Source organism: Plantactinospora sp. KLBMP9567, assembly GCF_033446045.1.
In the GTDB taxonomy this organism is placed as follows: domain Bacteria; phylum Actinomycetota; class Actinomycetes; order Mycobacteriales; family Micromonosporaceae; genus Plantactinospora.
This window is the reverse complement of record NZ_JAWQRR010000018.1, coordinates 17,569-32,346: the sequence shown is the minus strand read 5'-3', so window position 1 is coordinate 32,346 and position 14,778 is coordinate 17,569. Positions and strand designations below refer to the sequence as shown.

At 74.3% G+C, this 14,778-nt stretch carries 8 protein-coding genes; 1 reads left to right on the top strand and 7 read right to left on the bottom strand.

Annotation, left to right across the window (positions count from 1 at the left end):
* Positions 1 to 481 precede the first annotated feature (481 nt).
* Together asnB and R6Y94_RS13485 are read right to left on the bottom strand one after the other, a co-directional pair.
* Complete coding sequence (gene asnB, locus R6Y94_RS13490; RefSeq protein WP_318396163.1) at positions 482 to 2,344, bottom strand: asparagine synthase (glutamine-hydrolyzing); 1,863 nt, start codon at positions 2,342 to 2,344, stop codon at positions 482 to 484.
* Between the two features lie 8 nt (positions 2,345 to 2,352).
* Positions 2,353 to 4,050 (bottom strand): amino acid adenylation domain-containing protein, encoded by a 1,698-nt coding sequence (locus R6Y94_RS13485; RefSeq protein ID WP_318396162.1) that lies wholly within the window; start codon positions 4,048 to 4,050, stop codon positions 2,353 to 2,355.
* Positions 4,051 to 4,217: 167 nt separating this feature from the next.
* Here R6Y94_RS13485 and R6Y94_RS13480 point away from each other — a divergent pair, with 167 nt between their 5' ends.
* Entirely contained in the window at positions 4,218 to 5,228 is a 1,011-nt protein-coding gene (locus R6Y94_RS13480; RefSeq protein WP_318396161.1) for an LLM class flavin-dependent oxidoreductase, read from the top strand.
* Between the two features lie 195 nt (positions 5,229 to 5,423).
* Here R6Y94_RS13480 and R6Y94_RS13475 read toward each other — a convergent pair whose 3' ends face one another.
* Genes R6Y94_RS13475 through R6Y94_RS13455 form a run of 5 tightly spaced genes read right to left on the bottom strand, consistent with a single transcriptional unit; the run spans position 5,424 to position 14,686 of the window.
* Complete coding sequence (locus R6Y94_RS13475; RefSeq protein WP_318396160.1) at positions 5,424 to 7,841, bottom strand: penicillin acylase family protein; 2,418 nt, start codon at positions 7,839 to 7,841, stop codon at positions 5,424 to 5,426.
* 5 nt (positions 7,842 to 7,846) lie between these two features.
* A complete protein-coding gene (locus R6Y94_RS13470) occupies positions 7,847 to 9,541 on the bottom strand; it encodes an AMP-binding protein (protein ID WP_318396159.1) in 1,695 nt (564 codons plus the stop codon).
* Positions 9,542 to 9,567: 26 nt separating this feature from the next.
* Positions 9,568 to 11,505, bottom strand: a complete 1,938-nt coding sequence (locus tag R6Y94_RS13465; protein ID WP_318396158.1) for an ABC transporter ATP-binding protein — start codon at positions 11,503 to 11,505, stop codon at positions 9,568 to 9,570.
* Entirely contained in the window at positions 11,502 to 13,388 is a 1,887-nt protein-coding gene (locus R6Y94_RS13460; RefSeq protein WP_318396157.1) for an ABC transporter ATP-binding protein, read from the bottom strand. The genes R6Y94_RS13465 and R6Y94_RS13460 overlap by 4 nt, the downstream gene beginning before the upstream one ends.
* A complete protein-coding gene (locus R6Y94_RS13455; protein ID WP_318396156.1) occupies positions 13,385 to 14,686 on the bottom strand; it encodes an aspartate aminotransferase family protein in 1,302 nt (433 codons plus the stop codon). The genes R6Y94_RS13460 and R6Y94_RS13455 overlap by 4 nt, the downstream gene beginning before the upstream one ends.
* Positions 14,687 to 14,778 lie beyond the last annotated feature (92 nt).

Below are 14,778 nucleotides of genomic sequence, written 5' to 3'. Positions count from 1 at the left end.
AGATGCTCCCCGGTCTCGACTCGCTGCCGGTCTTCCGACGCAGCGTCGTAGGTAGCTGGGTCGTGCGATGCGCCATGCGGCGGGCAGGCTGGTGGGCTGCCCGGAATCGATCGGCCTGCGGGCCGCGTGGCGAACCCGACGTGTGCGTCGACACCGGCCGGGAAAGGCCGGCGGCGCGGCGGCGCCGTCAGGTCGAGGACACCCGGAGGATCAGCCAGTGAGAGGTATGCCTGGAATGATCGCCATGAGCGAAACCCCCGTCGCCGTCTTCGCCGGCCAATAAACCGCCGGCCGGACCCCATCTCTAGCGGTCGTGCGGTCACCGAGAAAAACGTGACAACTCGGGAGCCGCCTCCACGATGCTAGTCGATGCCCCCATTACAGGCAACGACTTCGATGAATTCGCCCGAGCGGGCTGCAAGTGAATACGAGTCCCTACGAGTCCCATTTAGATAGTCGCTTGTGGATTGTCACGGTGTACTCAGACGGCCAGCCCGTACGCCTCGTGCAGTGCCGACACGCTGCCGAGGAGATACAACACCCGGTCCTCGCCGGTGCTGATCGGACCGGATCCGCGTTCCAGCCGGCCGAGAAAGGCGCGTACGGCCGCCGGGTCGAAGAAACCGTCGCCGTCCAGATGCCCCCGGCCCAGCCACCGCCGCAGTTCACCGGCGGCCGCCGCCCTGCTGCCCGGCGCCGGAGCGAAGAACGGACGCTTCTCCCCCCGATAGACCTCGTCGGTGAGGTACCCGCGCATCGCGTCCCGCAGCACCTGCTTCACCTGCCCCCGGCGCAGGTCCGCGAGCGGCAGCACCCGGGTCGCCTCGAAGAGGCGGTGGTCCAGCAGCGGCAGCCGGACCTCCACCGACCGGGCCATGTCCAGCCGCTCCGCCGCGAGGATGTAGTTGCAGAACCAGGTCTTGAGAAAGAGATAGAGCGACTGGTGCACCGGCGCCCGGCCGACCAACTGGGCGGCGGACCGGTCGACCAGGGCACCCAGGCTGTCCCGGTCGGCGAACCGCACCAGCAGGTCGGGACGGAGCAGCGGGCGGGCCTGCATGGTCGTGGTCAGGCACCGGTCGACCAGCCAACCCGGTAGAAAGCCGAGCCGGTCGAGAGCACCGGTCAGGGTGGCGGGCACCCCGCCCGCCGCCACCAGCCGGTAGGACCGCCTGGCCCGGGCCAGCCGTTCGGCGGAGACGCCCAGCTCCAGGTCCGTCCGGAGATGCTGGTAGCCGAGGAACAACTCGTCGCCGCCCTCACCGGCGAGCACGACCCTCAGGCCGGCGTCGTGGATGGCCCCGGCCTGCGCCAACCGTGCGGTGCCGTGCCCGTTCTCCTGCAGCATCTCGCCGGCGGTCACCGCCGCCACCGCCGCCGGCCCCGGCAGTCCGTCCGGCACGCTGACCTCGTGGTGGCTGGCGCCCAGCGCCGCGGCCGTCCGGCCGGCCACCTCGCTCTCGTCCAGCGGACTGCCCGGAAACCGCACGGTGAAGGTACGCAGCGCGACGTGCCGGGCCGCGACGCCGACCACCGAGGAGGAGTCGAGCCCACCACTGAGGTGGAACCCGACCGGTACGTCGGCCGCGAGGCGGAGCAGGACCGCCTCCTCCACCCGCTCGCGTACCCGCTCGATCCCGGCCGGGTCGGCCGGCCCGTCGACCTGGTCGGCCAGCGGGAAATCCAGGTCCCAGTACGGGACGATCCGCACACCCTCGTCGTCGGCCCGGAGCATGGCACCGGGCGGCACCTGGCGGATGCCCTCGAACAGGGTCCGGTCCGGGGCGAAGCAGGAGTGCAGGTAGTCGTAGAACGACTCCGCGTCCCAGCGGCGTACCGCGCCGGCGGCGAAGAGCGCCTTCACCTCGGAGGCCACCACGAGCCGCCCGTCGATCCAGGTGTAGTAGAGCGGCTTGACGCCGAACCGGTCACGTACGGCGAGGAACCGGCCCCGCCGCTCGTCCCAGAGCACGAACGCGAACTCGCCACGCAGCGCCGCCACGAACCGGTCGGGGTCCTCCTCGTACAGGTGCGCGGTGATCTCGCTGTCCGAGTCCGTACGCAGCCGGTGACCCCGTTCGGCCAGCTCGCGGCGCTGCTGCCGGTAGCCGTACAGTTCGCCGTTGACCACCGCGTGCACCTCGCCGGACTCGTCACGGACCGGCTGGTCCCCGTTGGCCACGCCGACCACCGCGAGCCGCGCCTGGGCCAGGGCGGCGACACCGGACGGCGACACCCAGCGCGCCACGGCGTCCGGCCCCCGGTGCCGCAGCACCCCGATCGGCGCCAGGTCCTCCGCCGACAGCCGCCCGACCGGCGACCAGAGCGCCACGATGCCGCACACGTCCGGGCCTATCCGCCGGCGGTGTCGTCGGACCGGACCGCGGGGCGGGAATTCCCGGCGACGATCGCCAGCGCGTCCGCCTCGGGCAGCGACGCCAGTTGGTCGAGCAGGGCGCCGAGCAGCGCGCCCGTGGGCGTACCGGCCAGCCGTGCGTGGTCGACCTTTCCGTTGCCGGTGCGCGGCAGCACCGGCAGCGTCACCATCCGGCCGGGCACGCAGTATTCGGGCAGGCGTTCGGCCACCCGGGCCCGCAACGCCGCCCGGTCGAGCGCCACCCCGGGTTCGGCGACGAGATAGGCCACCAGCCGGAGGCGTCCGGCCGTCGGCAGCCCGCAGACCGCGACGTCCCGGACGCCGGGCGCCGAGCGCAGCACCGCCTCCACCTCGCCGGGCTCGACCCGGTGCCCGCGGATCCGCAGTTGTCGATCCACCCGGCCGTGGAAGTGCAGCAGACCGTCGCGATCCCGGCTGACCAGGTCACCGGTGCGGTAGCGGCGCCCGCCGCGCGCGCGGGGATCCGGCACGAACCGCTCGGCGGTGAGCCCGGGCCGGCCCAGATAGCCCCGGGCCAGGCCGGCGCCGCCGACCAGCAGCTCGGCGGGCTCGCCGTACCCCGCCGGTCGCCGCCCGTCGACCAGTACGGCCGCCGACGCGTAGGGCACCGGTGCACCGATCGGCACCCGCTCCGGGTCCCGGGCCGTCGTCCGGTGCACGCAGCAGCCGACCGTCGCCTCGGTCGGTCCGTACTCGTTGACCACCTCGGTATCCGCGAGCCAGGGCAGGGTCTGCCGCAGGTGCAGCGCCTCGCCCCCGACGACCAGCGTCCGGACGACCGGCGGGCGGTCCACGGGACCGGCCGGCACGGCGTCGAGCGCGTCCAGGTGCGAGGGTGTCAGCTTGAGCAGGCCGCAGGGCCGCTCGCGGAGCGCGGCGAGCAGCGCGGCCGGCCCGTCGCCGGCCACCAGCCGGACGGCGTCCCCGGCGAGCAGCGGAGCGAAGAGCCCGGTGACGGTGAGGTCGAAGGCGGGCGACGTCTGCACGACCGCCGGCCCGCCGCCCAGGTAGCGCCGGGCCGCCCAGCCCAGGTAGTGCGCGAGCGCGGCGTGGGACACCGCCACCCCCTTCGGGGCGCCGGTCGAACCGGAGGTGTAGATCACGTACGCGGTCTGTGCCGGATGCACGACCGGGGGCCGGATCCGGGGCGTGTCACGGGCCGGCCGGCTGGTCACCGGCACCACCGGCAGGCCGAGGTCGGCACCGCGGTCCACCGGCTGCTCCGTCACCGCCAGCAGGGCGCGGCTGTCCTGGACGATCTGCCGCTGCCGCAGCACCGGGTGGCCGGGCTCCAGGGGTACGAACGCCGCTCCGGACCGGACCACCGCGAGCAGCGCCACGAGCAGCTCCCGGCGTCGGCCGACCCGCACCGCCACGGTCCGCTCCGGTCCCGCCCCGGCCGCCAGCAGTACCTGGGACAGTGCGTCGGCGCGGCGGTGCAGTTCGCCGAAGGTGACCGCGCCGACGTCGTCCTCGACCGCGACGGCATCCGGGATCTGTGCGGCGCGCAGCGCGAACCGGGTGCCCAGCGGCGCCGGTGCCGTTGGGTCCGCCAAGGAGTCCGGTGCGGTCCGGTCCGTCATGGAGTCCGGCCCCGTCCGGTCCGCCGGGCGGGCCGGCGGGACATGGTCGGCCGAGGAGAAGCGCGGCATGACGTGACCCCCGGGTGCGTCGCCGTGCGCTGTCGCCGCCGGTCGCCCGGCGGTGGTGAGGAACGTACCACGGGTCCTCCGGCCCGGAAAGACATCGATATCTTGACATGGGTCGCCGCGTCCGGACAGCATCGGCGGTGACGACCGGCGATCTGGCTGGAGGCCGAATGCCACCACCGCCGTACGGCGACGACGGGTCGCACCCGTGGACGTTCGCCATCAGTCCGCGCAACCACGACCCGGACCGCGCCTGGCCGGAGATCGACGCGACGGTACGGCTGGCCGACGCGCACGGGTTCACCGGCGTACTCGCACACACCGGAAACGACACCCTGGTCGACCCCTGGCTGGTCGGGCAGCACGCGCTGGCCGTCTCCGACCGGTTGCGCCCACTGGTGGCGGTCAACCCGGTCTACCACCATCCGTTCGCCGTCGCGCAACTCGCCGCCTCACTGACCTACCGGTACGGTCGGCGGCTCTTCCTCAACTTCGTGGCCGGCACGTCCACCCCGGACCGGCTGGCGTTGGGCGACGAGACGGAACACGACCGGCGGTACGCCCGGCTGGCCGAGTACGGCCGGATCGTGCTGGACCTGCTGGGCAGCCCGACACCGGTGACCGCCGACGGCGAGTTCTACCGGATGCGGGGAGCCCGGTTGCGGCTGCCCGGTCCGCCGGAGCTGCGCCCGATCGGCTTCGTCGCCGGACAGTCACCGGCGGCCGAGACCTGTGCCGAGGCGTTACGGGCGGTACGCATCCGGATGTTCGGCCCGGAGGAGCCGAAGCCCGGTCACCTGCTCGGCGCGTACGCCGCGCTGATCGTCCGGGAGACCGACGAGGAGGCGTGGCGGGTGGCGCTGCGCCGCTATCCGCCGGACACCGAGCTGGAGGCGGCCGGCTCGGCCGCGCTGCGCTACACCGACGCGGTCTGGCGGCGCCAGGCCTTCCAACAGGTGGGCGGGGCGCCGTCCTGGTTCTGGACCGCGCCGATGCGCAGCATGCGTGCCGACTGCCCGTTCCTGGTCGGCGGGGTCGAGACGCTGGCGCCGGTGCTGGCCGGGCAACTGGCGGCCGGAACCGTCGCCTTCGTCCTGGACCTGGCGCCGGAGGAGCCCGACTTCGCCTGGGCCGCCCGGCTGACCCGGCGGGCCGGCGAGCTGGCCAACGGCGCCGGCTGACCGCGACGCGCCGCCGAGCCGTGCGGCGAGCCCGGCACCGCTCGGCCCCTGTGGCACCTGCCGCGCCGGTTGACCCGCTCGGTCCGCGCCACGACCACCACCATGGTGCCGAGCACGACCGCCACGCCGAGCGGGGTGGCCGGGCCCGGCTCACCGGCCGACCCGCTCGCCCGTGCCACGCCGGAAGCCGTCGGTTCAGCCGCGGACCACCCGGACCGCGAGGTGCGGATCGGCGGCGATGGCCCGCTCGGTGAAGCGGACCTCCCGCAGCCGCGCATCACCGAACAGCCTGGTCTGGTCGGCGAAGTGCGGCGAGGCGGGGTCGGCCGACTGTCCGAAGGTGAGCAGGGCGCGTGCGGCCGGTCCCCGGTCGGTGAAGCCGACCACCAACAGGAAACTGGTACCGAAGTTGACCACGTAACCCCGGTCGGTCAGGTCGGTGCCGGGCAGCGGATCACCGCCCTCGGTGACCGGCTCCAGGGACATCCCCGGACTGCTCGTGTAGCCGACCACGTTGGCGATGCCGAGTTCGTTGCTGGCGCCGGGCACGGCGATCCGCTGGTCGCCGCGGACCGCGTACTGCACGTCGCCGAGCCGCACGTCCGGGGCCAGGTCGAGGGAGCGCAGCCGGAGCAGTGCCCGGCCGAGACCGGTCAACAGCGGCACCGGATCGGCCGCCGGTGCCCGAGGGGTGTGTGCCGGGTCCGCCGGGTCGAACCCGACGCCGAAGAGCGCACCCGCCCCGGTCAGCGCCCCGGGGTGGCTGGCCAGCACGGAGCGGACCGTCTCCCGCCAGAGCACCGCTCCCCGGCTGTGCACGTCGAACCGGCGGTCCCAGCCGGCCAGCGCGGCGCAGCCGGCGGTGATGTCGACCGGAACACCGTCGACGTCCACCGGGCGGCTCCCCCAGGCCCGGCAGGCGGTCACCGCGGCGGCGGTGAGCTGGTCGGAGAGGAGCCCGCGGTCGGAGAGGATGGCCGCACCGAGCCGGGTCGGGTCGACCCGGCCCGGTGGTCCGGCGCCGTCGAGCAGCGCGATGTTCTGCCGGGTACGCGGGCTGCGCGGGGTGCCCTCGGTGCCCTGCAACGGCGAGAAGCCGGTCAGCAGCCGGTGCTCGTTGGCCAGCCAGTAGCTGTCGTTGGCGTTCATGACGTAGTCCCGCCGGGCGAGTCGCGGCTGGCGGGCGAACGGGATCAGGCCCGCCTCCCGGGCACCCGGCTCGGCCACCCAGGTGTTGGCGCTGTCGCTGCCGTCCAGCGGGGCGAACGGGTCGCGCCGCCACTGCTCGGTGGTGGCCGCCGAGAGGTTCGGGGTGGCCGAGGCGTCGGCGTACCAGGTGTCGCCACGATGGTCGGCGGCGATCGTGTTGACCCACGGAATGCCCTGGTGCCGGCTGATCGCCCGGCGTACGCCCGCGACGTCCCGGGCGCGGCTGATCTCCAGCCACTGCTCCAGCAGCCGGTCGTTGCCGAGGTTGGCGTCCCGGTAGGTGACGGCCCGCGAGGTCGACCAGCCGAGCGCCGGATCGGCGGCGGAGAGGTCGAGTACCGGGCCGTAGCGGGTGGACCAGATCGTCCGGTGCAACGGCTGTGGCCGCCCGTCGCCCCAGTCGACGTCGATGCTCACCTGACGGGCGGTCATCGGCTCGGCGACGCCGTCGACCAGATAGGAGGTGGGATCACCGGGCGGAAGGTCCACCGAGTAGAGGGTGTACCGGTAGCCGGTGGCGACGGTGTGGGTCCAGGCCACCGACGCGTTGAAGCCGATCTGCACTCCCGGGACGCCGCCGAGTCCCGCACCGTACACGTCGAGCCGGCCGGGCACCCGGAGCTGACTCTCCCAGAACCGCTGCTCGCCCTCCCAGGGAAAGTGTGGGTTCGCCACCAGGATGCCGCGCCCGGAGGCGGACCGGTCGCCGCCGACGCCCCAGCCGTTGCTGCCGGTGGGGGCCGCCCCGGTGGCCTGCCGGGCCAGTCGGCGCAGTCCGTCGGCGACCAGCGCGGGATCGACCGGCAGCGGCGCGGTCCGGGTGGCGCTGCCGGGCGGCTGGGCGAGTGCCGCCGGGGCCAACAGGTGGCGTCCGCTCGCGGAGATCGCGATGTCGCGCTGGTAGGCGAGCAGGTCCACCACGGTGATCGGGCCGAGCCACGGCTGGCCGGCGCACCAGCCCGGGACGTTCGCCGCGCCGGTCCGCGCCAGGTAGGCGTTGTAGCCCGCCACGTACCCGTCGAGCAGGTCCCGGGCGTCGCCGTGGAAGCGGTCGGCCTGCTCGCGTGCCCGGTCCAGCAGGCCCAGCGCCAGATAGCCGAGATCGGTGCCGAGGTTGGCGCCGCCGGGTCCGGGGCCGAACCAGCGGGAACGCTGGCTGCGGATCTTCACCACCTGGTCCGCCAGGTCGCAGAACCGGTCCTCGGCGTACGCCCACCCCTGGCCGAAGCCGGCGTCGCCGAGGCGGGCCGCGAGGATGTGCGGTACGCCGAAGCTGGTCCGCCGGATGACGGCCTGGTACCCGCCTCCGGCGACGGCCGTCGCCCCCACCGGTACGGCGGCACCGGAGAGCAGCAGCAGTGCCACCACCAGTACGGCGGCACACCGGCTGACGGATCTGGACATGCCGTTCACTTCCCTTCCGGACGGTGGTCGGCCGACTGCCAGTGCACCGTGCCGGCCCGCTCCTCGAGTACCCGCTGCCACATCAGCCGGCGGCGCGGTTTTCCGCTGGTGGTCCGGGCTATCCAGCCGGCCGGCACGGACCGGACCTGGACCTCGACCTGCGCGGCGTGGTTGGCGACCGACCGGCCGATCCGCCCGGCCGCGTCTCCGAGCTCGCCCTCCACGGCCACCACGGCGGTCACCCTGCCGTCCAGGTCGCCGAGCAGCACGACGGTCTTGCGCGGCCGGGGGGAGCGCGCCGCCGCCACCCGGTCGAGATCCTCGGCGAACAGCCACCGCCCGAACCGCTTGACGCTGTCGCCGAGCCGGCCGACGACGAACAGTTCCCCGTCCAGCAGGAAGCCCGCGTCGCCGGTCCGGATCACCCCGTCGAAGGACCCCTCGCCCTCGTCGGCGACGTAGCCGGCGGCGACCGAGCCGCCGCGCAGCTCGATCTCGCCGAGCACCCCGGCCTCGACCGGCTGACCGTCCTCGCCGACGATGTCGACCCGGACGTCCCGCAGCGGTGGTCCGCAGCCGACCAGGGTGACGTCGCTTCCGTCGGGCCCCTCGGCCAGGGTCACCGGCTTGCCGGGATAGAGCGAGGTCGGCGGCACCCGTACCGCGCGCAGGGCGGTGCCGTGCCGTCGACCGGCGACCGCCAGCGTCGCCTCGGCCAGGCCGTACGCCGGGAGCACGGCATCGGCGGCGAACCCGGCGGGCCCGAGCAGCCGGACGAGATCGTCCAGTACGCCCGCGTGCACCGGTTCGGCACCGACGATCAGGGTGCGCCAGCCGCGCAGGTCCATGCCCGCCAGGTCGGCCGGCCGGATCCGGCGGATCAGGTGCGCCAGGCCGAAGGTGGGGGTCACCGCGGTGCTGGCCCCGGAGACGGCGAACGGGTGCAGCCAGCGGCCCGGCGTCCGGACGAACTGCTCGGGTCGCATCAGCCAGACGTCGCTGGCGGCGGCCATCGGCATCAGCAGGCAGCCGACCAGTCCCATGTCGTGGTGCAGCGGCAGCCAGCTCACCATCGCGTCGTGCGGATCGTAGGAGAGCCAGTCCCGGATGGCCGAGATGTTGGTCCGCAGAGCCCGGTGCGGCACCCGTACCCCGCGCTGCGGGCCGGTCGACCCGGAGCTGAACTGGAGGATGGCGATCTCCCCCGGCTCCTGCCCGGGAAACGTCCCGTCGGCGGCGTCGAGGTCGGAGAGGACGGCACAGCCGTACCGGGCGGCGGGTCCGGCCACCACCCGGGCAACCTCGGGCGCGGCCACCATGACCCGGGCCCGGGCGAGCCGGAGTACCCGGGCCAGGTGCGCCGCGTACCCCTCGGGCTCGCCGTACACGGTGGGCGGGGCGAGTGCGCTCGGTGTGGCGCCGAGCAGCAGCGCGCCGTAGAGCGCCGCGACGAAGGTCGGCGACGTCGGACAGACGATCGGCACCACGTCCCCGGCACGCACACCGGCCCCGTACAGGCGCCCGGCGGCCGCCCGGGCCAGTTCGGCCAACCGGGCGTACGGACAGAACGTCCAGCCGGTACCGGTCTCGTCGGCGAACCGGAGACCACGGTCCGTCGGCGGGTCGGCCAACCAGCCGAAGATGTCACCGTCGCGGTGCTCCGTCGTGGCGTGGGCGTACCCGTCGCGCGCCTTCTCCACCAGGTCCTCCCGTCCCCGCTCCGATTTCAGTGCTGCCGGCGCGCCGGTCCGGCGGCGCCGTTCTCCCCGGGCCGGCCCGGACGCCCGGCGGAGTCCGCCTGATAGGCGCCGGCCTGGATCCGGTACAGGGCGGCGTACCGGCCGTCGTGGCGCATCAGCTCGGCATGGCTGCCCGTCTCGACGATCCGCCCGTCGTCGAGCACCACGATCAGATCCGCCAGCCGGACGGTGGAGAACCGGTGCGACACGAAGACGGTGACCGTCCCGTGCTCGGCGGCGAGCGCGGCGGCCTGTCCGGCGAAGCCGGTGAACAGGTCGTGTTCGGCCTGCGGGTCCAGCGCCGCCGTCGGCTCGTCCAGGATGGTGAGCAACGGCGCGGGACGCATCAGCGCGCGGGCCAGGGCGAGCTTCTGCCACTGCCCGAGCGACGGCTCGATGCCGTCGAACGCCGTGCCGAGCTGGGTGTCCAACCCGTGCGGCAGCTCGGTCAGCAGTTCTTCGGCACCGGCGCGGCGGACCGCGTCCCGTACCGCCGCCTCGTCGCGCAGCCGGGCCAGATCGCCCACGCCCACCGCCTCCCGGGCGCGGAACTGGAACCGGGCGAAGTCCTGGAAGACCGCGGTGACGCTGCCGTGCCAGCGGTTCGGGTCGATCCCGCCGAGTGAACCTTTCCTCCCGTGCGGTCCGTCGTGGCCGCAGGCGGACGTCGGGGCGCACCCGTCCCGCCGTTGCGGTGGAGAAAGGTTCAGTGGTCGGCCGTCCACCGTGATGCTGCCCCGGGTCGGGTGGTACAGCCCGGTCAACAGCTTGACCAGCGTGCTCTTGCCGGCTCCGTTGACACCGACGAACGCGACGGTCCGGCCGGGCGGCAGCCGGAGACTGACGTCGTCCAGCGTGTCCCGGTCGGCGCCGGGGTACCGGAACGACACCCCGGTCAGCACGATGCCATCGGTGAGCCGCCGCCCGGCTCCGTCCCCGCCGCCGGGCCGGGCGGCGTAGTCGCGCAGCCAGACGTAGTGGTCGATGACGTGCCCGGCCGCCGCCACCTCCGCCACGCCACCGACCACCTGTCCGAGTTGGGCCTGCAACTGGGTGGCCAGGGTGATCAGCAGGACCGCGTCCCCGAGCGTGGCGGTCCCCTCGGCCACCCGGCCGGCGAGTATCCACAGGGCGGTCAGGAAGCCGGCCGCGAAGCAGACCCAACCGGCCACCTCCCAGGCGGCGGCCCGCAACTGGGCCCGGACCAGCCGGGTGGTGACGGTCCGCCACAGCCCGGCGGCCCGGCCGCCGAGTTCCGGTCCCGCACCCGCGATCGCCAGCTCCTTCGCCGCTTCCGGCGCCAGGCAGAGTTCGTGCAGCCGCTGGTCCCAACGGCTCAGTTCGGCGGTCGAGTCGTAGGTGTCCCGCATGATCGCGGCGGACCGCCGGGTGGTCAGCAGCGACGGGACCGCGAACACCGCGAGCAGGCAGAGCGCCGGGTGTACGGCGGCCAGCAGCACCGTGGTGGCCAGCAGGCTCACCACGGCGGCAGCGGCGGCGACCGCCTGCCAGAACGACCCGGCCAGTCCCCAGGTGCCCCAGCGCAGCCGCTCCAGCCGATCCAGATAGTCCGCGCGTTCGAGGTGGTCCAGGGTCGGGATGACCGCCACGAACCGCAGTACCTCCTGACTGACGGCCACCTGCACCCGATCGGTGAGGTAGATCAGCATGTTGGTCTGGATCCGCCCGCCGGCCGTGCCGAGTCCGTACGCGAGCGCGCCCACCGCCACCGCGGCGAGTACGCCGCCGACCCGGCCGGTCAGGGCCGTGTCGATCAGCCAGCGCTGGCTGAGCCCGGTGCCGGCCACGATCCCGGCCTGGCCGACCATCAGGCCGAAGAGCGCGAAGACCGTCCGCCGGTCGGCCCGGAGGGAGAGCCGGAGCACGTGGCGCAGGACGCCCAGCCGCTCCCGGAGCACCCTCACTCACCGACCCGGGCGGCCGGAGCCACGTCGGCGAACCTGGCCGCCTGCAACGTGAACAGCCGGCGGTACTCTCCGCCGGAGGCCATCAGCTCGTCGTGGCTGCCCTCCTCGGCGACCACCCCGTCGCGGAGCAGCACGATCCGGTCGGCGGGGCGTACCGTGGAGAGCCGGTGCGAGATCAGCAGTACGGTCGCCCGGGGCACCTGCGCGACCACCCGCCGGTAGAACGCGGCCTCCGCGGCGACGTCCAGGTGCGCGGTCGGCTCGTCGAGCACCAGCAGCCGGCGGCCGTGCGCCGCGGCGAACAGCGCGCGGGCGATCGCGATCCGCTGCCACTGGCCGCCGGAGAGTTCGGTGCCGGCGGTGCCCTCCCGCCACAGCGAGGTGTCCAGCCCGTCGGCGAGCCCGGTCACCAGCTCGGCCGCGCCGGCCCGGCGTACCGCCTCGGCGACTCCCGCACGGTCGGTCAGCCACTCCGGGGCGGACATCGCCACGTTCTCCGCAACGGTGGCGGGATACCGGAGGTAGTCCTGGAACACCACGGTCAGTTCGCGCCGCCAGCCGGCCGGGTCCAACTCGGCCAGATCCCGGCCGTCCACCGTGATCCGGCCGCTGGTCGGCGGGTACAGCCCGGCCAGCAACTTGATCAGCGTGGTCTTGCCGGCGCCGTTCCGGCCGACCACCGCGACCCGTTCACCGGGCCGGAGCACCAGGGACAACCCGTCCAGCACCGGCGGGCCGTCCGGATATCGGAAGGAGACGTTCTCGAACCGCACCAGCCTCGGCCCGGCCTCCCCGGACGCGGTCGCCGGCCCGGGCTCCCGGACGGTGACCGGGGCGGTGCCGTACCGGGTGGTGAGCCGGTCCAGCGCGCGCACGCCGCCCAGCCCGTACTCGATGTCGAAGGCCTCGGAGCCCATCGAGCTGATCGCGAAGATGGTCCAGGCGGCGGCCACCGCGGTGACCAGTTGCGCGGAGCCGATCCGCCCGGCGACCGCCGCGAACGCCGGCACCGCCATCGCGAGCGCGACGGACCCGGTGCCGAGGCCGATGGCCAGCTTCTGGCTGCGCAGCACCCGCCACATCTCCCGCCAGGTCGGACCGTGCACCTGGTAGGCGAGTCCGAGCCGGCGGCGCAGCAGCCAGTGGCCGAGGCCGTACACCCGCAACTCCTTGGCCCCGGCGAACCCGGCCAGCTCGGACAGGTACGCCAGTCGGCGCTGCCCGGCGGCGTCCGCGTCCTTGACCGCCACCAGACGGATCCACTGCCGGCGCAGCCGGACCCGGATCACCAGCGACGCCACCAGCAGGATCCCGGCCAGCCAGACCGAGAAGGTGGCCAGCAGTACGGCGCCGGCCAGCGCGGAGACGAACCGGAACACCAGCACCACCTGGCCGACCGCGGCCGTACCCGGGGAGCGGATCCGGCCGATGCCGTGGCCCGGGTCGGAGGCCCGTACCGCGTCGTCGTGGAAGTCGGACCGTTCCAGGTGCACGACGTGTCTCGGCGTACGGGCCAGTGTGCGCAGCCGCTCCCGGACCGCCCCGTCGATCCGCCGGGCGAGTACCACACCGAGCAGGTCCCGGACAACCTCCGCGATCCGGGTGGCCAGCGCCAACCCGATCAGCAGCCCGATCGCGCCCAGCACCTCGTGGTCCGGGGCACCACCCGCCAGCATGCCGACGAACCGACCGGTGGCCACCGCGGTGAGCGGAGGCAGCAGGGCCATCACCAGGTAGCTCGCCGAAACCGCGAGCGCCGGTAACCAGCCAGCGCCGGCGAACAGGCGGAGGAGTCGCAGCCGTGCACGGACCAGCCGCAGCAGCGCGGATCCGGCGGGAGGGGGCGGGTCGGCCACGGTGGGCGACGGGTCGCCGGTCACGGCGCGGTCGGAGCCCCGGACGGGACCCCGGCGGCCCTCCCCCCGGCCGCCGCCCTGGCGACCACCGCCGCGAGGATGCCCAGCGCCTCGGAGAGTTCCCCGGTGCCGGCGACCAACGGTGGCATCAGCCGCAACGTGCCGGGCCGGCTCATGCAGGGCGACACCAGCAGGCCGGCCTGGGCCAACTGCACGACGAGTTCTCCGGCGAGATGCGGCGGGTCCAGGTCGATTCCCCACAGCAGACCGCGCCCGCGCACCGCCGTGACCGTCTCGGGATGCCCCCGGCGCAGCTCGGCCAGACCGTCCGCCATCGCCCCGGCGAGCACCGGCCCCCGGTCGGCGAGTTCCTCGATGGTGTCGAGCGCGGCCGGCACCGCCGCGCAGCCGAGCGGGTGGCCGGCGAACGTCGAGGTGTGCACGATCGGATCGGCGAGCAGCGGCGCGTACAGCCGTTCCCGACACACGGCGGCGGAGACCGGCAGCACCCCGCCGCCCAGCGGCTTGCCGACGAGTACGGCGTCCACCGGCAGACCGGCGGCGAGCGCCGGGGAGGGCTCGCCACAGCGCCGCAGGCCGCACTGTATCTCGTCGGCGATCACGAAGGTGCCGTGCGCGGTGGCCGCCGCGCACCAGGCCGCCAGCACGTCCGGATCCAGCGGGCGGACGCCGTTCTCCCCCTGGACGGGCTCGAACACGACCGCCGCGACGTCGTCCCGGGCGACCTCCCGGGCCACCGCGTCCGGGTCGTCGGCGGGCACGTGCACCACCCCGGGGAGCACGTCGAGCAGGCCGGTCCGATACCGCTCGTGGTGGGTCAGGGCCAGCGCCCCGAGCGACTTGCCGTGGAATCCGCCCTGCACCGCGACTATCCGGCTCCGGCCGCTGGCCAGCCGGGCCAACTTGACCGCCGCCTCCACCGCGTCGGCGCCGCTCACCCCGAAGCAGACCCGGGTCAGCTCGCTGTCGAAATACTCCACCAGCCGGGCCGCGGCCGCCGCGGTGGCCGGGTTCGCCAGGGTACGGGTGGCGACGGGCAGGGCGTCGAGCTGATCGCGTACGGCCGTGAGCACGGCCGGGTGGCGGTGCCCGAGCAGGGTCACCGCGTACGAGCCGAAGTCGAGTGCCGAGCGGCCGTCGGAAAGCCGGACCCGACAGCCCTGCCCACTCGTCTCCACCGCCCCCCGCCCGGCCAGCTTGCCGGTCAGGGCGAGGTACGGCGGCAGGTGGCGACGCATCTGCGCGAAGACGGTGCGGGCGGAGGGCCGCGACGGATCCACTGAGGCGGCACTGTCGTCCATCGTTGTACCCCCGTACGGACGCCGGCATCCATCGACAAGGTTCATCCTAACCGCGCCTCCGGTCCGGTGTAACGGTGCGCGTCCGGGGCGCC